The organism is uncultured Shewanella sp. (assembly GCF_947501225.1).
Taxonomy (GTDB): Bacteria; Pseudomonadota; Gammaproteobacteria; order Enterobacterales; family Shewanellaceae; genus Shewanella.
The window spans coordinates 14,465-35,084 of record NZ_CANMUW010000006.1 but is presented as its reverse complement, the minus strand read 5'-3'; the positions used below and the strand labels follow the sequence as shown (position 1 = coordinate 35,084).

The 20,620-nt window shown below is 49.4% G+C and carries 19 protein-coding genes; 8 read left to right on the top strand and 11 right to left on the bottom strand.

The window, feature by feature from the left end:
- Nucleotides 1-131: 131 nt before the first annotated feature.
- The gene (locus tag Q1B47_RS10490; protein WP_299792874.1) at nt 132-1,781 is read right to left on the bottom strand and encodes a CHASE domain-containing protein; all 1,650 of its coding nucleotides are present in this window, start codon (nt 1,779-1,781) and stop codon (nt 132-134) included.
- A 345-nt stretch (nt 1,782-2,126) separates the two neighbouring features.
- Here Q1B47_RS10490 and Q1B47_RS10485 point away from each other — a divergent pair, with 345 nt between their 5' ends.
- Entirely contained in the window at nt 2,127-2,786 is a 660-nt protein-coding gene (locus tag Q1B47_RS10485) for a DNA-J related domain-containing protein (RefSeq protein WP_299792871.1), read from the top strand.
- A 170-nt stretch (nt 2,787-2,956) separates the two neighbouring features.
- A complete protein-coding gene (locus Q1B47_RS10480; protein WP_299792868.1) occupies nt 2,957-3,619 on the top strand; it encodes a thiol:disulfide interchange protein DsbA/DsbL in 663 nt (220 codons plus the stop codon).
- Between the two features lie 80 nt (nt 3,620-3,699).
- On the opposite strand, the gene Q1B47_RS10475 is transcribed toward Q1B47_RS10480, so the two are convergent.
- From Q1B47_RS10475 to Q1B47_RS10445, 7 genes are all read right to left on the bottom strand, one after another.
- Nucleotides 3,700-4,740: a glycosyltransferase family 4 protein gene (locus Q1B47_RS10475; RefSeq protein WP_299792865.1), complete on the bottom strand. Its 1,041-nt coding sequence runs from the start codon at nt 4,738-4,740 to the stop codon at nt 3,700-3,702.
- A gap of 83 nt (nt 4,741-4,823) precedes the next feature.
- Nucleotides 4,824-5,360 carry a cytochrome b/b6 domain-containing protein gene (locus tag Q1B47_RS10470; protein WP_299792862.1) on the bottom strand — a complete coding sequence of 179 codons (537 nt, stop codon included), beginning with the start codon at nt 5,358-5,360 and terminating at the stop codon, nt 4,824-4,826.
- A 119-nt stretch (nt 5,361-5,479) separates the two neighbouring features.
- The gene (hemG, locus tag Q1B47_RS10465) at nt 5,480-6,001 is read right to left on the bottom strand and encodes a menaquinone-dependent protoporphyrinogen IX dehydrogenase (RefSeq protein WP_299792859.1); all 522 of its coding nucleotides are present in this window, start codon (nt 5,999-6,001) and stop codon (nt 5,480-5,482) included.
- 223 nt (nt 6,002-6,224) lie between these two features.
- A complete protein-coding gene (locus Q1B47_RS10460; RefSeq protein ID WP_299793592.1) occupies nt 6,225-7,838 on the bottom strand; it encodes a di-heme oxidoredictase family protein in 1,614 nt (537 codons plus the stop codon).
- Between the two features lie 147 nt (nt 7,839-7,985).
- Nucleotides 7,986-9,134 (bottom strand): imelysin family protein, encoded by a 1,149-nt coding sequence (locus Q1B47_RS10455; RefSeq protein WP_299792856.1) that lies wholly within the window; start codon nt 9,132-9,134, stop codon nt 7,986-7,988.
- A gap of 62 nt (nt 9,135-9,196) precedes the next feature.
- Nucleotides 9,197-10,594 (bottom strand): hypothetical protein, encoded by a 1,398-nt coding sequence (locus tag Q1B47_RS10450; RefSeq protein ID WP_299792853.1) that lies wholly within the window; start codon nt 10,592-10,594, stop codon nt 9,197-9,199.
- A gap of 430 nt (nt 10,595-11,024) precedes the next feature.
- The gene (locus Q1B47_RS10445) at nt 11,025-11,870 is read right to left on the bottom strand and encodes a formylglycine-generating enzyme family protein (RefSeq protein WP_299792850.1); all 846 of its coding nucleotides are present in this window, start codon (nt 11,868-11,870) and stop codon (nt 11,025-11,027) included.
- A 186-nt stretch (nt 11,871-12,056) separates the two neighbouring features.
- On the opposite strand from Q1B47_RS10445, the gene Q1B47_RS10440 reads away from it, so the two are divergent.
- Entirely contained in the window at nt 12,057-13,259 is a 1,203-nt protein-coding gene (locus Q1B47_RS10440) for an MFS transporter (RefSeq protein ID WP_299792847.1), read from the top strand.
- A gap of 60 nt (nt 13,260-13,319) precedes the next feature.
- Nucleotides 13,320-14,153 (top strand): TIGR03899 family protein, encoded by an 834-nt coding sequence (locus Q1B47_RS10435; protein WP_299792844.1) that lies wholly within the window; start codon nt 13,320-13,322, stop codon nt 14,151-14,153.
- Between the two features lie 282 nt (nt 14,154-14,435).
- Here the strand turns inward: Q1B47_RS10435 and cobA are convergent, their stop codons facing one another.
- Entirely contained in the window at nt 14,436-15,245 is an 810-nt protein-coding gene (gene cobA, locus Q1B47_RS10430) for a uroporphyrinogen-III C-methyltransferase (protein WP_299792841.1), read from the bottom strand.
- A gap of 628 nt (nt 15,246-15,873) precedes the next feature.
- Here cobA and Q1B47_RS10425 point away from each other — a divergent pair.
- From Q1B47_RS10425 to Q1B47_RS10410, 4 genes are all read left to right on the top strand, one after another.
- Nucleotides 15,874-17,421, top strand: a complete 1,548-nt coding sequence (locus Q1B47_RS10425; RefSeq protein WP_299792838.1) for a S41 family peptidase — start codon at nt 15,874-15,876, stop codon at nt 17,419-17,421.
- 114 nt (nt 17,422-17,535) lie between these two features.
- Nucleotides 17,536-17,883: a hypothetical protein gene (locus tag Q1B47_RS10420; protein ID WP_299792835.1), complete on the top strand. Its 348-nt coding sequence runs from the start codon at nt 17,536-17,538 to the stop codon at nt 17,881-17,883.
- A 149-nt stretch (nt 17,884-18,032) separates the two neighbouring features.
- On the top strand, nt 18,033-18,413 hold the full coding sequence (locus Q1B47_RS10415; RefSeq protein ID WP_299792832.1) for a hypothetical protein: 381 nt from the start codon (nt 18,033-18,035) through the stop codon (nt 18,411-18,413).
- A 63-nt stretch (nt 18,414-18,476) separates the two neighbouring features.
- Nucleotides 18,477-19,007, top strand: a complete 531-nt coding sequence (locus Q1B47_RS10410) for a redoxin domain-containing protein (protein ID WP_299792829.1) — start codon at nt 18,477-18,479, stop codon at nt 19,005-19,007.
- Between the two features lie 142 nt (nt 19,008-19,149).
- Here the strand turns inward: Q1B47_RS10410 and Q1B47_RS10405 are convergent, their stop codons facing one another.
- Nucleotides 19,150-20,004, bottom strand: coding sequence for a PA4780 family RIO1-like protein kinase (locus Q1B47_RS10405; RefSeq protein ID WP_299792826.1), 855 nt, complete (start codon nt 20,002-20,004; stop codon nt 19,150-19,152).
- A gap of 125 nt (nt 20,005-20,129) precedes the next feature.
- Nucleotides 20,130-20,543 carry a DUF3010 family protein gene (locus Q1B47_RS10400; RefSeq protein ID WP_299792823.1) on the bottom strand — a complete coding sequence of 138 codons (414 nt, stop codon included), beginning with the start codon at nt 20,541-20,543 and terminating at the stop codon, nt 20,130-20,132.
- Nucleotides 20,544-20,620 lie beyond the last annotated feature (77 nt).

Genomic DNA, 20,620 nt, shown 5'->3' with positions numbered 1-20,620 from the left:
TTTACACGAAAACCCGGCACAAAGTTAACATTTTCATCACATTGCAACCGAATTTAGTTTCAATAAAAAGCATGGCTGTTGTCATAAGAAAGTCGTAGTAAGCGATTCGGGATTTAAAGCAGATTGCTGGATTACTCAGGAGTTTTCTCCCGGGGAGGGGTGAAATCGATAATATCCCCCTGTTTGGCGACCCGGGCTCTGTCGGAAACATAAACTCTGTTCCTGCCGGTTGTTTTGGCCCGGGACAGGGCATTAATTGTCTCATTGATAAGATCATCCGGGTCATAATCTTGAGTCGGAATCATAGTCATCACCCCCAGGCTGATGGTGAGGTATTGTGAGAGAGGTGAAACCTCATCGGAAATATACAGCTTCTCGATATTAGCCCTGCACTTTTCAGCCAAAATGCTCGGTTCCTCTGTATTTGGTAACAAGATGGCAAACATGTCGGCGCTGTATCTGGCCACCAGGTCAGAATTTCGACTCGTGGCACGGGAGAGCTCTGCGGCTACATCTTTAAGGGACTGTTCTCCAGCCAGATGACCGTAGTGCTCCCTGTATAAATTGAAGTCATCTGGCTCGATCATGATCAGCGACAGGGCACTGCCATCACGAATAGCCCTCAGCCACTCGGTCTCAAATTGCGCATCGAACTGTCGGCGATTAGCCAGGTTTGTCACAGCGTCGATGCGTGAACTCTCCTCCAGAGTCCGGGTTACTTTTTGTAGTGCCAGAGTACGCTCAACCACCTCTGCTTCGATAAGATCTGACTGCTTGAGAACCACATAGATATAGCTGCCGACAAGCAGTACAAATAAGATACTGAAACTTCCTGTTATCAATGGCAGCATACTTCTTCTCTCGGCGATATAACCTAACGTCGGGGCTGCCACTAAGGTCCACTGTCTACCGCCGAACCTGCGCAGGGGCTTGCTATAACTGAACGCTGCCTGAGTTGTATCTTGATACTGAGAGTCTGAGTAGTTGTTATACAGTTGAGCCGCCTCGATACCTGTATTATCGATTAACCTCAGCTTGATCCCATGTACCCTGGAGTGCATGGTAGCGGTTTCAAACATGTCCCCTATTCGAAATACGCCAAGTACAAATCCTAAGAGCTTTTCACGTCGCTTCCCCTGCGTTGCCGGGGCCCCTTCATAGATGGGCGCAAACATTAAAAAACCTCTCTGTTCAGAGGTTTCCTGAACCAACTTTATGCTTTCAGTCGCAAGTAATAGGTCTAAATCTCTAGATTTGTTGATTATTTTTGCCCGTTTATCATTTGAAGCGAGATCAAAGCCCATAGCCAGCATATTTCCCTTGATGGGCTCAGCATAGTAAACAGGAAAATACTCGGCACGCTCTGATGCCCGCACCATACGCCCCTGTGATTCGCGCTCAGTAAACTCAAAATCCGGATAGTCCACTCTTCGGGCATGCTCATAAGCCTCCCGCTCCTCCTGCTTGACTCTGGGAACCCACTCCAGGGCCTGAATATCCGGATGCCGAACTAAGAAGTCTGAAGCCAGTTTTTTAAACTCATCTGCCGTGACATTTTCAGAACTATCGAACAAACCTTTGAGCGCATACAACACCTCCGATTTCAGTAGTAACTCACGCTCGAATGCCGACGCCTTATCATCGACATCCCTTCTGAATTCGGCAGCTATCGCCTGAGTCTCCTTCTGATAGAAGCTATGGCCGGTCAAGCCTGAAAACAGTATGCCTAACAACACGGACAGAAAGATGATGTATCGTGATTGGGGGTTAGAAATGGGCATGATTATGGCGAAGTAACCTGTGTAGCACACAGACGCTTGATGACGATGAGATCAACTAACTTCCCGGTACTTAAACTCATCCGCCAAGTGATATAAAGCCGAAAAAAGTTAACCATTGTTATTACCAGCCCTCTACAGCACCTTCAGATCTACCGACTCGTATAAATATGCGAAATCCCTCTTCATTGAGCTTAGTTACAAAAGGGGGAAAATCAAATGATAATCGTTTGCCCCAGGCCAGAGTGTCCTTCCCTACTTGTAATCCTAATCCCCTGTGTCATAGTCTGTTTAGTGTTACTCTTTTTTGCATGTAGAGTTGTAGCCAGTCGAGGACGGATTCTGAGTATGCTATTAGCCAAAAAATCAACGACACTCCCAGCACTGTCTGATGGTAAGTCAGCAGCCGAAGTCTCTGTCATCAAAGGGGATAACCCCCTGATATGGCCTCTACTCAGTGTTCTCCAGACCTCAAGTAAGAGTTGGAAGGTTCACCACCTTGCGGCCGAACTTCAGAAAAAGGGATTGATGCAAGATCTCGATGAAGACAAGCAGAAGGCACTCTTTAAAAGCAATTTTCTGTTGATGAATGCCCTGTTTGAACTACAGGCAATGTTACTGCCCGAGCACTGGTTGCAGGTCAAGGCCATGGAGATACAGATATTTCGGATCCTGCCCGGCAACTTAGATTCCAGTCTCAGGGAGGATGATGCACTGAGAGAGTATTACCTCAACTGGGTTAATTATGATACCTGCCCCGATATCATCCAGGAGATGCTTGAGTCCTTCTGGAATCGATACGAAGACTACATAGGCACTAATCCGAATTTAATGCATAAGAGTCAGGCTCTCGCCGTATTCGAGCTGGATACGAGTGCTACAGACAGAGAGGTACGGCGGCAGTGGCGTAAGCTGGCACTGCAGTGGCACCCGGATCGTCCCGATGGTGATGCGGCTCAGTTCCGGAAAGTTTGTGAAGCCTGGCAAGCTTTAAGAGAGAAATATTAAAATCTCACTCAAACCCCAACCTAAGTCACACTAGTAGACCTGTTTCACCGACCAATTTCAGTCATAATTAAGCTTTAGCTTTTATGCTAAATTCAGCTGAATTTTTCAGGCACCTTTGCCGGCTCTTGCCCTACCCGACCGAGCCGCAGGTCACTTTTGAGGACAAAAGATTGATTAAACATATTGCACTAGCATTAACACTGGCCGTTGCGCCATTGAGCAGCTTTGCTGCACAGTTTGTAGAAGGTAAGCATTTTACTCAAGTTTCTGATAAAGCGCCGAGTGCCCAGCCAAAGCTTACTGAGTTTTACTCTTTTTATTGCCATAACTGCTTCAACATGGAGACTCAGTATCTCCCCGATATCAAAGCGAACTTAAATAAAAACGTGAAGTTCGATAGCAAGCACGTTGACTTTATGAACAGTGATATCGGTACCGAAGTGATGCGTTCACTGGCCGTCATCCAGGAGCTGGATGCAGGTGAGAAGATGACTCATGCCATGTTCGCCGCCATTCAGGGTGAAGAGGGAGCTCACGGCCATAGCCATGATCACGACCACAGCGCCCATGAGAAGCCTGAACTAAACAATCGTGATGACATCAAGAAAGTCTTCGCCGACAACGGCTTTGATATCAGCAAGTACGATGCTATCGCCGACAGCAAAGCCGTGAGCGACAAGATTAACCTGTGGCGTGCTCAGCAAAGAGAGTTTCGCATTCAAAGTGTTCCGGCATTTATCGTTAACGACAAATACGCCGTCAATATGGGACAGATCCGCACTCTGGGTGAACTTATCGACCTGATCAACTACTTAGCCATCGAGCATAAGTAACAGCTCAGCTTCGGCTGTACAGCTTCAAAAAAGGCTCCTCCCGGAGCCTTTTTTTTATGGATGCTCTTCGCGGTTGCGCCTCACAAATAGATATTCAAGATTTCACGCCACCTCTGGATCAGCCTAGGCCAACGCTGCGCGGCTCCCTCTCTCACCTGGCGACTCAGGCCCAGTGATACCAAATGCTCGCCTGCTGATAGCGTCCGGGCATCGGCTATCAGCCTTTCTATGACCTCAACCAGCCGCTCCGGGCTCAGCTCTTCAAGCTTAATCAGGCGCACCGTCTCAGACGTCATAGATTCAACCTCCGATAACTGCTCATCGAGTCCATCGACGCCACTGGTAATGACAGGTTTTCCTGCCGCCAATGTCTCCTGGCAACTCAGGCCGAAGGGTTCCCAACGTGAGGGGATGACAACCGCATCGCACCGGGAGAGGAATCGTGGCACATCTTGAACCTCACCGACAAAATGTACATGAGGTAGTTGTCCCCAACTTTGCTCAAACTTACTCAGCTCCTCTCCATCACCGGCAAGCCTGAGCTCTACCTGTTCCGGAGGCAGCTTAGCCATGGCCTGCAACAGCAGATCGAAGCCTTTTTGGGAATCCAGGCGTCCATAGGCTCCGAGCACTATCGGAGCAACAACTGCTTTAGGCGGCAACTTAAGAAAAGCACTCACATCCACTGCCTGGCCAACCACGGTAAGCCTCTCCCGGCTCGTCAGCCGCTCTTTTTTCATCCAGTCAGCTTGCGCGTTTGACACCGCAAGTACATGGGTCACGACACAATAACTGAGCCTCAGCATCACCAGAAAGCGCAGGGGGCTGGTCACCCTATGCCTGACAAAACACTCACTGTAGTGATGCTCCTGAAAGAGCAGAGGTGTTCCTATATTCATAAGACGAAGCAGGCAGAGCCCGGGGAGCTTTCGCCAGGATACGGCGGCGTGCAGACAGATAATATCGGCCCTGTAACGCCTGGGGAACCAGGAGTGTAGATTGAGGGTCGATATTTTAAAATCAAACATCCTATTCAGGCTCGAGCCCGACAGATTCTCGAGCGCTACCTTTACCCCGCCTAACTTACAATCGTCGACGAGATGAATTACTTGCGGTCGCAAAGGCACCTCACAGATACGAGGTTCTAGGTTCCAGGTTTTAAAGGAAATATAGCCTAATTAATGGCTTACTTACAGAGTGTAGATCAGTCTCGAATAAAGTCTAATAGGTGTAAAGCCGCTAAGACAATATGCAGCAGAATAAAGCCGATAAAACTCTTAGCCAGGAAGATATGGTATCCACGCCACATCAGAGCATCAGAGCTGCCCTGCATGAAGAACCAGAGTACGCCGGTGAAACCAACACCAACGAACAGCAGCATGCCGAGTCCCTCAATCCAGCTGAACAGGCCACTGCCGCCGGCAATGGGGAGCTTTCCTTTGAAAAGTCCGCCGATATCTCTCTTTAACTGTGAAAAATCCCCCCGCAACCAGGGAAAATACTGTCGCCACTTCCCCTTCAGGCTATTGGAGAGCAGAAAAGTGAAAGAGAGCAGAGCCGTTAATAGCCCCAGATAGACATGGGCTAAGTCCCAGAATGAGGCACTCGCTCTCAGGCTTCGACCTATTAAGATCCAGCCGCTGGTAACAATCAGATAAGCCGATAGTATGATGATAAACAGATGCTGAAGCTCATTTAACTTAGAGAATAACTTTGTGATTACGGATGCTGGCTTAGACATATGATGCCTCTTAAATGAGCGAAATAAATTGCAAAGTGATGAACCTGATACCCAGCAGCCCTCTTTCTGAATCGCCCCCTCGCCGGAGGGCTACTCAAGCCCTGATGTCGGGGGCTTAATCAAAGTGCATGAAACTCCTGAGCATAACTCTCAAGCTTTGACCAGTCGGTATACTCTATCTTAGTGTTGGCGTCGGTGGGCCCTTTGGTGATCCACATGATGAAACGAATAATATTACGATCCATCGCTCCGTAACCTTGATAATCTAAATTACCGGCGACCACCTGCATCAAGGTAGGGCGCCAATCCGTCTTATCGAGAAATGCCTTGGTATAGGGGTTGGTCTCGACCGTATTCTTGGCAGGCTTACGAGCCACAAGATTGACCGAGAAGAAGCTGGTGATCTTCTGGTCTAAGATAGCACGATTGTGAGAGATAAACTGATAAACCGATGGGTTATGCTTACCGTTACGGATGCTCGCACCTAAAATTATCTTATCGAATACCGCTAAATCCGGTGTGTCATCGATGCTCGATGTCGTCACACTATTTCCAGCAGTCTCAAGTTGTTGCTTCAAATATTCACAGATCTTGCGAGTCTGTCCATGCACACTTGAGTAGATAATTAAGATGTTACTCACCAGCACCTCTTGAAAAATTAATAATTATTGACACTTACAATAATAAGATAAATGCCATTTTATTTACATGAAACAGATCACGGCGGTCATTTGCAAAACTCAGCTTAACTTTATCTGCATCACAAATCCTTATTTCCATTTTCCGGAAACGAAGATATAGAAAACAAAAGGCCACCTTAGTCGGCGGCCGTTTCATCTGGCAGGAGTTACGCGCCAAAGGCAGCTAGAGTGACATCAGGAAGGCTATCACCTGCTCCCGCTCTGCTCTGTTCAACGCCATAAAGTCATCACGACTCAGCTCACTCTCACCGCCATGCCATAATATAGCCTCTTCGAGAGTGGCCGCCCGGCCATCATGGAGGAAACCCGCCTGAGGGTTAACGGTTTGCGTCAAGCCTATCCCCCACAGAGAGCGTGTACGCCACTCATTGCCATCGGCCAGAAAGTCAGGTCGTCCGTCGGCAAGCTCATCACCCATGTCGTGGAGCAGCATATCGGTGAAGGGGTAGATGGTCTGCCCTTTGAGTGCCTCATCCATAGGTAAACCTCCGATATCACCCGAAGACTTAGTGACGAAGCTGGGTTTATGGCAGCCGGTACAGTTGAGTTGATCGAACAGGCGAGCCCCCTCACGCACATCAGGGGCGTCGATGTTTCGCCGAGCGGGCACGGCAAGGGTTTCGGCATAGAAAACCACAGAATCACTGAACTCTGCACTGGCTTCCGGTGCCCCATTTTCATCTTCTCCGGTATCGGTGAAACCGGTTCTGGTCAGGTAACTGTCGTGCAGCGCCGTACCGACGATGCTCTCGTCGGGAAACAGAGGGTTAGTGATGCCGATATCGCCACGTAGCGCACCTAAAGATTGAACCCGTACGCTTGGCGTATTGGCCTTCCAGCCAAAGCGGCCCAATGAGACAGGGTTAGTATCGCCGGCACGCGCCTTAACCGCATCGAACACAAAGTTAGCACGACCGGAGATCTTGTCTCCATCGGCATCATCTGTGTCTACCAGAGCTAAAATATCGGCCTCGGGGATCGCTTCGAGCAAGCCAAGGCCAAATACCGGCAAGCCGTTTCGCCACCCCATCAGGACATCATCCTGCAGTAGCTCAGAGGTTACATTGGCACTGTTTAAGGTCTCACCCGGAGCATCGTATGGGTTTTCAACATCAAACAGTGGCTTTTTCAAGGTAATGCTACTTCCGTCAGGGTAGGTAACCAGCTTGGTCTCATAGGAGAGGTATACATCAGCCTGGCCGCCAAACAGATTGTTCTCCCAGTCCGGCCTCGCCTTCAGCACACCGCGATGGAACAGTTGCCCACCGAAATTCGGCACCGGGATGGGAGCGCAATAGTCATTTGCCTCTGTGCCCCGGGTACATGGCTGTGAAGGTGCCTTACTGATACGCAGAAAGAGTCCCGCCTCAGAGCCCAGCTTTACGCGCTCTTTTCCGGCAGGAACGATCGGGGTTGAATTTCGTCCGTCACGCTGATGGCATGAATTACAGTCGGCGTTATTAAATACCGGTCCCAGACCATCGAGCTCCGGGTGGTCACTGTTCGGCGCGGTGGTGAATGCGGTTTCGAAACTGAGATCCCCCTCTAAATGATGCTTCAGACTCGCATCAGACATATTGGGAGCGGGTGTCGAGAAACCATGCCCCGACTCAGATGCATCGAAGGTTGTAGTCTCACCACCACTGGCTCTGATATCGGTAAACGCGGGGTAGTTTTTTTCCTCCGGCTTAGGTTCGGGGGTATCATCGCCAGAGCCACCACATGCACTCAATCCCATACAACACAGGAGTGCAAAAGCCGGGTATCTGTGTGTCATCATCATTTTATCTCACACTGGTTTTAATCATCCGGCAGGGCTGTCTCTATGCTGAGTTTATCTGCCGAAAAATTGAGTTGTAAAAACAGAAAAGGAGGCCGCTTTACCGCCTCCTTTCACCTACTTAACAATCGAATAAGTCAGGAGTTAAACTTTCCAGTCGTTAAGCAGAGGAAGTACGTCTGACTCCAGGCTGGTTTGCAGCTTAGTGAGTGCATCGACCGCAGTTTGTACTCTGACCCGGCCCTCGACATCGGAGATAGCCTGACGGAAGGGCATGTTATTTGTGCCTGAGATAGCCTGGATCTTGATGATGGCATCGTCTATCTCACTGCCAACACGGGCAGCCAGTGTCGCATCGGCCGCCTTGACAAAGTCGACAATCCCTTGCTTATCCGACTCGCCCGTGAACTCTCCCTGATAGACATTACGGACACCTATGATGTTATCGCTGAAGTCGGTCAACGAGTTCCAGGAGTACTGTGACTCCACCTTCGAAGTGTCTGCAGTCTCTATAGATACACCGAATGGGTCTGCAATTTTACCGTTACCCACCTCATCGACGATGCCTATCATGCCATTCACTAGCTCCTGAATGACACCAACCTGGGAGCTGTAAAAGGTGTTGCCTTCACTGCCCGGATTCTTAACCAACTCGCTGTATGCCTTGCCACCCTGACCATCGTGGCTAACCTGCCACGCATCATCGAGCATCTTAGTGTAGTCACGGAAGACTTCTGCCAGTCCCATCAGGTATTCACTCTCGGCGGTCGTCAGGTCGGCGATCGCTTTCTCGTTATCGGCAACGCCGTCACCAAACAATAGATACTCCATGGTATGAAATCCCTGAACATCGTCGTTCCATCCCTTGATAGTTTCCGCATCAAAACCGGCATTATTTGCCAGAACCGTAGTTAGATCTGTGGTATTCAGTGGCCAGCTATCTAAGTGTGGATCGATCCCTAAAGAGTCAACCGGACCGAAGATATGTGACTCCCCCTGCTCCCAGGGCTGACGCGCAGCCTTCCATGCCTCCTGAGCGGCAAGCAAGTTCGCTTGCGTAGGCGTATTGACCAGTGTCTGAGTGGCTTGAAGCAGGGCTTCACCTTTCATAGCCAGATTGGCATAACCACTGACGATCACGTCATCGGTAAGATTAGTGATCATCTCTGTTGCCGCAAACTCAAACTTAGACTCATCAACCGGAGGAGTCGTCTCATCGCTGCCCGAGCCACCGCAAGCCGCCAGGGTGGAGATAAGTGCAATTGCGATGGCCGAATATTTTAAAGATTTCATGTAAAGCTCCATTTTTACTTCATGTTGTACTTCATGTTAGTGACGCTGCCCGATCCCATTGATCACAGCGAGAACTGGTAACCGACACCCAGTGCAAAAAAATTGGTATCGGGAATCGATGACACGGCGACCTGCTGGCGACCCACCTCGGCCTTCAGCACAATCTCCGGAATTGGAAAGTAGTTAACCCCGACACTGGTCCAGGTATTTTCATAGCGCTTGGTAGCGGTGCCGGTTTCAACCTCTGCCAGCGGGTTTGAGTAGTCGATATTGGCAAATATGGTGACAGGGACCGGCGTGAACTGACCCAGATCCACCCCCGCCTCAACGAAGAAGGCCTCCGACTTAGAGCCTAACTGGGCAAAGTTGCCAGGCTTCAGTCCCGGTGTGGTTTTGTTAGATTGAGTGATAGCATCGGCGTCGCTGAGCGTGCCGCTGAGATATTGGCCGCGTAATATCCAGGGGCCCTGAACAAATGCACCGGAGACGGCAAAGATACTCACAGTGCCATCCCCCTCTACCTTGTTACTCTTATGGCGGTTGCCCGTGGTGTTGCCGTAATAGTAGGCGACACCGATAGCCGAGCCTTTCTTGAAATTTCCATAATCGAGACGCAGGGCATAGGCCAGATCATCGGCATTGACATGTTCGAAGCGCTTTTGATGCCCGGATGCAACCCAGTCGTAGGTTCTGAAGTATTCGGAGTTCAGTCCGCTGACAACCTGTGCCTGATAATGAAAGTTAGCCACTTTGCCAAATACGCCGACACCGGTCTCATTCCATACCGCTGGTAACATGGCCGCCTCACCGCGGTGACGCAACACAGTCAGGTACTGGTCGGGTTTATGCAGAATACTCGACAGACCGATCGGCAGGTGGATATTACCGAATTTAACCCCGAAGTTTTCACTGGGACGATATCTTATTTGCGCCTTCTCGATCATCACCTCGCCACCGGCTTCGACCTCTGACTCAAACTCGCCAAACTCATCGAAACCATCGTACTCCAGTGCGGTACCTGTTCCGCCATGCTCATACTCGATCTCGACCTCCATGTCCCACTCATCATTAAACTGATAACCAAACTCGGTCACGATTCTTTCCAGATCGAAACGACCACGACGTTCAGCTGTGGTGTCCTGTACATTTTCAAAATATTCGTCACTGGTGTAGTTCATGCTGCCATATGACTTGAACTTAAATCTGCTGAACTTACTTTCAGCCAGCTCTTCTTGAGCCGTAGCAACCACTTGGGCCTGCTTATCCTGCTCTTGCTGCTGCACTTTCTGCTGAGCTGCCAGCTCGGCCAGATCTTGCCTGAGCCTTTGAAGCTCGGCTTCCTGCTTCGCGATCGCCTGCTCAAGCTGAGCAGGCTCGGCAGCTAAAACATTGGTACTGCTTAGGCTTGTAACGCTTAGCGCAGAGATCGATAGCGCCAGCAAACTTAACTTACATTTCATATTGTTATCCGCACTGAGTTAACAGCTCCCCCTAAATTTGCGGACAAATTAAAGCAAATGCGAATCATTTGCATTAAAATTTACAATAAAAATTACAGTTTGATTACTTTTTTTGCAGCCAAATGGATAAAAAGCTGATAGGGGAGATGGGGCAAATAACCGTCAGTAAGGGCGTTTTCAAGCAGTCCGATGACAAGAGGTTGAAAATTTACCCTGTAGGAGCGGATTTAGCCGCGAAGCGAAAAGAAGCTGTAAGTTTTAAGTGGTAAGTAGGAGCTAGAAACTAGAAACTAGAGACTAGAGACTAGAGACTAGAGACTAGAGACTAGAATGATATGAACCCGGTAAAGTGGACACGAGGCTTAAATTCTTGATTCAAAGGTTGTGGAGCTCATTCCATATAGAATCTCGTGGCCTCTCAAGCTACACCTTAATCTTTGACGCACCTGAAGCCAATGGAACCATAGACACTCTCACCACTGACCGGGGCCTTGATATTGCGAAATGAGCTTCTAAGGTTGAGTGCCATCTCATCCCAGGATCCCCCCCTCACGACTTTACGAGGGCTGGGCTTCTGATCTGTCAGGTTACCAGTAACGTATTGCGCCAAGCCATCTTTGGCATACCAGTTCATGGTCCACTCTCCGACATTACCATGCATATCGAACAGGCCTAAAGCATTGGCCGCTCTGGTTCCAACGGGCCAGGTTCGATCTTCACCGCAACCATCACCTTCACCGGCCACCGAGCCCATGGTTTCACCGTCATCTAAGATCGCCTGTTTGCAGCTGACAGACTCTCCCCAGGGATAGCGACTTAAGCTCGATGCGCGAGCGGCCTTCTCCCACTCCGCCTCATAGGGCAGGCGTTGGCCCCGCCACTTACAAAATGCCTTAGCCTCGGCCCAGTCGACACAGTTGATGGGGTGTTCACTTCGGCCCCTTGCCCCTAAGTTGCAATACTTATTACGGGCAAAATCTTTGGGCCTGCTGCACTTTCCGGCATCCATACAGGCCTGATATTCACTGACCATCACCTCATGGGTATCGATATAGAATGCTGGCACAAACACAGCTACGCCACCGGGTTTCCCCTCATCGGATTCACAATCGGCGTCATTGAGCGAACATCCCATCTGAAATGAAGATTCAGGCACAAAAATTACCGATTTCGGCTTGGAAGGATCGGCAAAAGCCGAGGAGCTAACCAGGAGCCCGCACAGGCTTAAGCGCAACACCGCTGATACGGGTAAAGAGAATTGTTTAAAACCAGACATAACATCTTCCTTATGTAATTTCTGAAAATGACCGGGGAAATATGTGACCCTTTATCAGCAACAGCAATTAAACGAGCCAGATCTCCTTAAGCTCCTTTCACAGTAATAGATGATAAATTAATCTGACAAATTAAGAAATAACTGATGTAAACTGGCTCAATTCATTCATCATTGTGCTTCCTGAGTATGCAAAACACTATGAGTAAAAGCCCGCAAACACTCCTTCTCCTGATGACCTTCATCATGTCTCTGGTGTTTTCGGTTTGGCAGGTACTACTAAATAATTTCGTTATCGAACAGGCTCAATTCACCGGTGCCGAAATTGGCATGCTGCAGAGCCTGAGAGAGGTTCCGGGCTTTCTCGCCTTTACCGCCATCTTCATTCTTCTGCTCATCAAAGAGCAGTCGTTTGCACTACTCTCCCTCGCGGTATTATCTGTAGGCGTCGCTATCACCGGCTTTTTCCCTCAGGTACTAGGGCTATACCTTACCACCGTACTGATGTCAGTCGGTTTTCACTACTTTGAGACCATCAACCAATCGCTGACGCTACAGTGGGTCGATAAGAGAGAGACCGCCGGCTTTCTCGGAAAGGCATTAGCATGGCGCTCAGCCGCAGCACTCTCGGGTTATGCCAGTATCTGGATAATCATGAGCTGGTTTAAGCTGGATTATGTATGGATGTACGCCCTGATTGGAGGCTTAGGCCTTATGATGGTGCTCACCATTACTCTCTATTTCCCAAAGTTTGAGGTGGGTGAGCCACAACACAAGAAAGTGATTCTGAGAAAAAAGTATTGGCTCTACTATCTGCTGACCTTTTTCTCCGGCGCAAGACGGCAGATATTCATGGTATTTGCCGGCTTCATGATGGTCGAGAAGTTTGGTTATAGCGTGACTGAGATCACCGCACTCTTCCTCATAAACTATGTGGTCAACCTGCTCTTTGCCCCAGCCATAGGTCGCTTTATCGGCCGCATCGGCGAACAGCGGGCTTTGACGATTGAGTACCTTGGGCTCATCATCGTCTTTGTCAGCTATGCCCTGGTCGAACACCCGGAGATAGCGGCCGCCCTCTATGTCATCGACCACCTGTTATTTGCTATGGCCATAGCAATTAAGACCTATTTCCAGAAAATTGCCGACAGCAAAGATATCGCCGCCACCATGTCAGTCAGCTTTACCATCAACCATATCGCAGCTGTGGTTATTCCGGCACTGCTGGGGCTGCTTTGGCTTCACTCGCCTCAAGCTGTTTTCTACATAGGCGCCGGTTTCGCCGTATGCTCTCTGGTACTCGCGCGAAATATCCCTTTAACACCGGCTCAGGGGAATGAGGTGAATTGGTCATGGAATCTAAAAAAAGCCCCACATAGAGTGAAGCAGTGAGCCATTTTGGTTAAGATAACCAGAGTCATATTCGGTCGATAACAAACATCTGGGTGGAGCATGGTTGAATTAGCAAGAGTCAATGAAGCAAAAACTGCGCAGTCAGAGGTATCGGCCCGAAAGAAGGCTCTGCTGCTGGGACGACAGCTCGGGTTAAGCAGTGAAGAGGGCTATCGTCCCAGTAACGCCTCTGTTGCCGAACGCGCAGCCTATCGCCAACAGAAGATATCCAGCCAATATCAAGCCAATCTGGAAACCATATACACGATTGCGCTCAGTCATACTCCCTCGGATGTAACCGGGGTCGATCTGGATCCCGACTGGGCCCATCAATTCTTTCAGATCGCCGAGCAGATACATAACCGTAAGATGCAGGAGCTGTGGGGACGCATACTCGCCAATGAGATCACCAACCCGGGAAACTTTAGCCTGAGAACCCTCTCGACTCTGAAACAGTTGACTCACAAGGAGGCGCAGATATTTGAAAAAGCCCTGGGGATGGCCGTAACAGTCAATGGTGAATCGCGGCTGAAGCTGATCATAGGCTATCGTTACGCAGGCGGCTTAGGGCAGATATTCAGAAAGTCTTCACCTATCAATATCGGCCTATCAAACTATGGCCTGCCCTACTCTCATATCCTGACCCTGGTCGATGCAGGGATCCTACACAGAGGTGAATTCGAGACGGGCTTGCTGAACAGCAAGACCCCCATTAGTTTTACCCTGCTCGACGAGAAGATGACACTGACTCCAAAGAGCGGACACCTCCTGTTTAATTACTATCGCCTCACACCCATCGGCGACGAGTTAACTCAGTTGATACACCCCAAAGCCGATGCCGAGTATGCTAAGGCGCTTAAGACACTATTTTCGAAAGACTTTAAGGTAAAGTAGAAAAGACAGTTTTAAGTTTTAAGTCACGAGTCACGAGTCACGAGTCACGAGTCACGAGTCACGAGTCACGAGCTAAAGATAAGCAAAGAAAGCTATAAGCTTCAAACCCAAAGCCTGCTCTTTACAAAGAGTGAGTTCAGGATGACGGGCTTAATAGCTTCGCGGCTAAAGCCGCTCCTACATGGGGAGTGTCGAACCTCGTGGCTCGAACCAATAACCTTGTAGCCCCAAAAGCTTCGCGGCTGAAGCCGCTCCTACATGGAGCAGCTCGTAGATTATAGCTTACAGCTCATAGCTGATGGCACGGGCCTCTGAATCACTATCTGGGGTAAACCAGTTAAGGCTGTCGGCAAGCTCTACCACCTCGCCTATGATCATCAGGGCTGGCATCTTCAACTCCGGATTTGAGGCGAGTGACTCAAGCTCTCCCAGGTTACCGATAAAACGGCGCTGCTCGGAGGTCGTCGCCTTTGAAACTATCGCAACCGGAGTCTGCGCACTTCGTCCCGCATCCATGAGTCCCTGGCTAATGATACCGGCGTTCAGGATCCCCATGTAGATGACTAAGGTATTATTGGGGTTGGCATAATCGGACCAGGGCATCGGGCGGCTCCCCAACTGGCAGTGCCCTGTGATGAAGGTGACCCCTTGAGCATAATCTCTGTGGGTCAGGGGGATACCGGCATAGGATGAAGTACCACTGGCGGCTGTAATGCCCGGCACCACTTCAAACTCCAGGCCAGCCTCAACCAAGCTCTGTAACTCCTCTCCGCCACGGCCGAAGATAAAGGGATCCCCACCTTTCAAGCGAACCACATTCTTCCGGGTAAAGCCTTTGGTCACCAGAAGTTGATTTATCTCATCCTGATTGGCGCTATGCTTACCGGCTCGTTTACCGACGGCAATTTTTTCAGCACCATGGGGAACGAGTGCCATTATCTCTTCACTGACCAGGGCATCGTAGAGAACGACATCGGCACTCTTGAGGATGCGGTATGCCTTGAGTGTCAGCAACTCGACATCTCCCGGTCCTGCACCCACCAGCCACACTTTTCCACCCGCTCTTTGACCCGGTAAAGTTACAATTTCCATCTCACTGCCCCACATGCTATCGAATACAGTGAAATATAACCGCCACCTTATAACTTAATAAATAGATAAAAGTTAGCGTTTATAACTTATAGTTATTTGTGTGTGGTTACTCTCCCCTTTTGCATCGGTAAAGATAAAAACGATAGCTTCTAATGAAAAAAGCTCAATTTTATACCTTTATATTCAATTGGTTAAAAAACACCTCTCGATTGACTCGACAGACACCCCGTCATTCGATCAACCAGTCAGCCTCGCTTTAGCACTAACATAGTACAAATGATTCTATTGAAAACTGCATGAGTTAACTGAGTTCAAGTGACCTGTGCTCATCGATTCTGTGGTCTGGGCGGGCAAGGAGATAATGGCGCCCCCTGTAGCTGCAGACGATATGAAGAGCTGTCAGGAGAGAATAACCAGCAGTAGAGATAGCGAGTGTACAGGGCTCTCACATAGCAACATTTTAGCCTGACCAAAAGTACAAAAATTATGAAAGGTGGCAGTTAGACTACAATTGAGATACACGACTACCCGGCCGGAGAGGGGATCATATCGATCATCCTGGGGTTCAAGCTGGAGTTCTCAGACCTCTTAATCGAGCGGGACGGAAACGAACATATCAAGGAGTGATATGAAGTTTGGTTTTAAAGAGATAGTCAATCTGTTTGGCATATGTTTGCTGATCAGCACACTGCAGCTGGCGCGCCTGACACTCACCTCTGGTGAAAACAGGGTTAACCTGAGGCACGGTGAGATGCGTGCCGATCTCGATACTCTGGTGAATGAGATCAGAGTACACTCTGCCTTTTCGAGTCTGGATAGCTCACGCCTGAAGCAGATTGAGAGTGCTGTCGACTCTATCCTGTATCGCTACCCCATCAATATTACCAGCCAAAGATTCAACACCGAGGTGATGAAGTTAGTTGCCATGCTTAACGACCCGGGTTCGCGTACCCGCTCCCCCTCACCGGCAACGGGCTTCCTGCCGATTCGGTTGAAGCCGCTGCAAGGGAGCTGGCTGGCTCTGAATGAGGGGGCACAACCATTGGATCCGCAACATCCGTTTATCACTCATATCGACGGGATTCCACTCTCACGCTGGGTAAGTATCAGCCAACAATTTGTCCCAAAAGCCCTGCAACTGAGCCCATCGCAGCAGGTAGAGCGGCTTTCGCAACTGAATATGTTGCGAGGGGAGATGGGGTTGGCAATCAGCGATAGGGTCAGGTTAACGCTGACAGATCATATCGACTCTGAAATACAGCTGAACCTTGATGTGGCCGCAACCCCTCTGCCGACAAGAACTGTGATTCACCAGCCCCCTGCCGCCATAGAAAAGAGAGTTTCCCTGGTTAAAGTCACCGAGCTAACAGATTTCAAGACGGGTAGCCCATCTCTGACTCAATTGCAATTTGCCTTCGAAGCCTCTTTAACCGTATTAGATCTTACCGATACAACAGGCTCCAGTGATAGACTACTACAACTGCTGACAGAGGAGTTTGCCGAACCCGGTACACTCCCGCCCCTCGATGAAACGGGTGCTCATATCCTGGCACTGTCTCAATATCGGCGCGCCATAGGCTTCAGGAGCGACTTCTTAAGACCACTTCACTTTCGCCCCTTCGACGAGTTCGACTTCTTCGAACAGATAGCATTGACAGATATAAGCCAACAGATAGAGATTGAAAACAGCGAAGGCTTCGGGCTGTGGCATGGCAGGTACACCCCTCTCCCCTCCTCTGCAAAATCAAACATGGCAGCTTCCGGGGAGGGCCATGTAGCGTTATTGATAGGGCCAGGTTGTCGCAAAGAGTGCGAATGGATTGCGTATGTGGCGAAATCTCTACCCGGCGTCACCCTGGTTGGTGAGCGAACATTCGGTGATTTCGGCAGGCATTACAGCTTCAAGTTACCCCATAGCAAAATTGACGTAAAGCTCACAGCAAGTATTATCTACAATGCCCGGGGAGAGTTACTGTCGGGACAGGGTACCCGACCGGATATCGAGCTACCTATTGATGAAAGTATTCATTGGGAGGGGTTACTCACCTTGCTCACCGAGGCAAAAGAGAGCAGTGGGGAACCACTGGCGACGACCTCTAATCGAAGGTTCAGGCAAGGCGATACAGGCAAATCGACAACCGGCTATATCAAAGCGTTGAACCTCACCACTCCTTAGACATTAATTATGTAGCCTTTGAGCCTGGTATCTATATGTAGAGTGCCAGTCAGGACTATCGAGCAGATAAATTTATACTCATTGTTCAATGACAAACAATGAAGGAGAGAAGAGATGCCCACTCAGGCAAAGCATCTGTTAACGGCAGATACCTTTAACCGCGGAGCCCTGCGCATGACCGTCGCCCTGCTTCGTGGTGTTGACCCGAAACTGGCACTTCATGTCCAAAATCAGATGCGTGGCCCCATCAACCCGCAGTCCGATGCCAGCCCCAGCCCTAAGGATAATTTCAGGTTATCCCTCGAGCCGATAGAGGTCAGAAGGGTCGTAGAAACACTCAAACGTAAAGCCGATCACCCTAATGCCGATGCAGGAACCGAGATGCTTATCAAGGCGCTCATCATAGATTGGGTCAACTATGCTAACTTTCTGATTGAAAAAGAAAATAACCAAAACAGCTAATTCTTCGGCCCGATAAAAAACTTCATTGCTCTAGAAAACGACCGGGATGCATAGTAGAGTTATTACTAATATTAGTAATGCCAAATATGAATGACTCCTCTCCACAGGGAATTTATCGCCTCAAATTATACAGATAATGGAATATAAGAATGAGCAGTCCAATCGGCGGCTTCTATCTCAATGCGCAATACAGGAAGAAAGCTGAAAAATTTGAGCTATCGGTCAAGCCCAGGTTATCACTCACTCTGGAGTTGTGGCTCGATGAGATGACTATAATCAAGGATACTCAAACATGTCAGGCCGACATGGAGTGCCACTTCTCCAATCCTGAGGCCAATATCTCTGTGCTTCCCACTATCGGTTCCAATGGCGTGATAAGGATTATTTTCTCAATCATAATCGAACATCACGACAAAGATATAGCCAAACCGAAACAACAAGTTATCAATGTTGATTCCGGCGAGAGCCTCTCGACTCTGGTTGAGGGAAACGAAAGAGTAAAGCTAAAAATAAGCTGTAACATCTGTTAGCTTTGATTTTTTTAGCCTGTTAGTACAATTGAATTAACGGATTAACGGTTCCTGGAGATAGTGATGATTAAGCTGACTAAAATACTGTTCCTTTCTTTGATACTTACCTGCTCTGCCTATCTGCAGGCAAGCGACCTAAAGGTCGGAGACAGAGCTCCGGACTTCAGATTGCAGTCCACCAACGGCGAATTCTACCAACTTAAGGATTATCTGGGAAAACAGACATTAGTTCTGGCCTGGTACCCCATGGCCAATACCCGAGGCTGCACCCTAGAGTGCCGCTCTTTGGTTCAAAAAGGTCACCTGATCCGTGAATACAATGCAGCCTATATGATGGCAAGCGTCGACGACTTAGAGGATAACCGGGACTTCGCCAAGAAACAGAAAGCGGACTTTCCCATGTTAAGCGACCCGACCAAAGAGACGGCGAAAGCTTATGATGTACTCAACTTTGTCCGCGTCGCCAGCCGGGTAACATTTTATATTGGCAAGGACGGGAGAATCCTGAAGATAGACGAGGACATTAACGCCGAAACAGCAGCGGAAGATATTGCGGCAACACTGAAGCAGTTGGGAATTGAAAAACAGCAATAAAAAGCTAAGATGACGGTCTACGGCCTATCGCTTCGCGGACGGCTCTGCCTATTCGACGGGCTTCGCCCTGTTAGCGAAGCGTCATCTCAGCTCTACCAGCGCAGCATCATCTCTGCTCCACCAGCGCAGCGTCATCTCTGCTCTACCCCTCTACCGCCTCACGGATCCGCACTTTGCGCGCCTGTTCCTCTTCGAAGGCAGCTTCAATCTCGGCCAGCACAGATTCGACATCGGCGGCCTTAGTGCTCTCTTTAAATTTCCCGGTCAATTCTGACTCGGGGTTTAACTTAGCCGACTCGAACAGCGCCCACATCTCCTTAGCATACTTAGTCTTGAGCAACTCCGGGGCAAACTGACCATAATAGTGAGTCATATTATTCACATCACGCTCAAGCATTCTCTTGGCATTATTATTCGCTGCCGCATCGACGGCTTGAGGGAGGTCGATGATCACCGGACCAGTACTGTCCAGCAGGACATTAAATTCAGACAGATCGCCATGAACCAAGCCTGCACAGAGCATGCGTTGCACATCTTTCATAACCAATTTATGGTGCGCCAGAGCCTGATCCGGCGTCAATGTGACATCGTTTAATCTGGGAGCGACAAAACCCTGCTCGTCGGTGATCAGCTCCATCAGTAATACACCATCGAAACAGCCATAGGGTTGTGGCACTCTTACACCGGCATACGCGAGGCGAAACAGGGCGTCGACCTCGGCATTCTGCCAGGCCTGCTCCTGTTCATTGCGGCCAAATTTCGAGCCTTTCTCCATTGCCCGGGCTCGCCGGCTATTGCGGCTCTTCCTGCCCTCACGGTATTGAACCGCCTGCTTAAAGCTGCGCTTCTCGGCTTCCTTGTAAATTTTGGCACATCGAACTTCGCCGCCACAGCGAACAACAAAGACATCGGCCTCTTTGCCGCTCATTAATGGACGAATAACTTCATCAACTAAGCCTTCATCTACGAGAGGCTGAATACGTTTCGGAATTTTCATAGCGCTCTTATACCCTACTTGAGGCGTCGATGGAATATCTAAGTAAATTATCAATCACAACCAACACGCTGGCGCTCACAAGACACTGAGTAAGGGGGAAGTAATTAGCAGTTGTTTTTATACAATTAATCCAGCAACTCGAATGCCAGATCGTAAGCCTTACCCAGATCTACCGTCTTCGGTTTCAACACTTTCATATCCGATGTGCGCTTATCTGTCGCTCTGACCGTCGCCGGATGCACAAGTTCGACAGTCGCCGGCGACAGGGCCAGAATCACTCCCTCCATCAGGAACGTCCCGGCGCCTCCGGCGCCCTGCCCCTTGCTCGCTCGTCGGTTCAACACCACTTTATCGATACCGTGTTCGAGGCAAAACGCCTTTACCTGCTCACCGAAGAGCCTTACCTCCTCCTGAGTCGGATTCTTAATCAGGGTAAGCTTATTCCTCTTGGGAGCGACCAACTGATGATCAGCGCGAGTCCCGCTCAAGGTGACTATACGAACCTCATTTGCTTTCAAAAACATGCCGGAAATCAACATAACGCACCTTTTTTCTAGGGTATAAACCAATAAAAAGAGCCAGCAATGCTGGCTCTATCCGGAGAAGGTCTTATGTT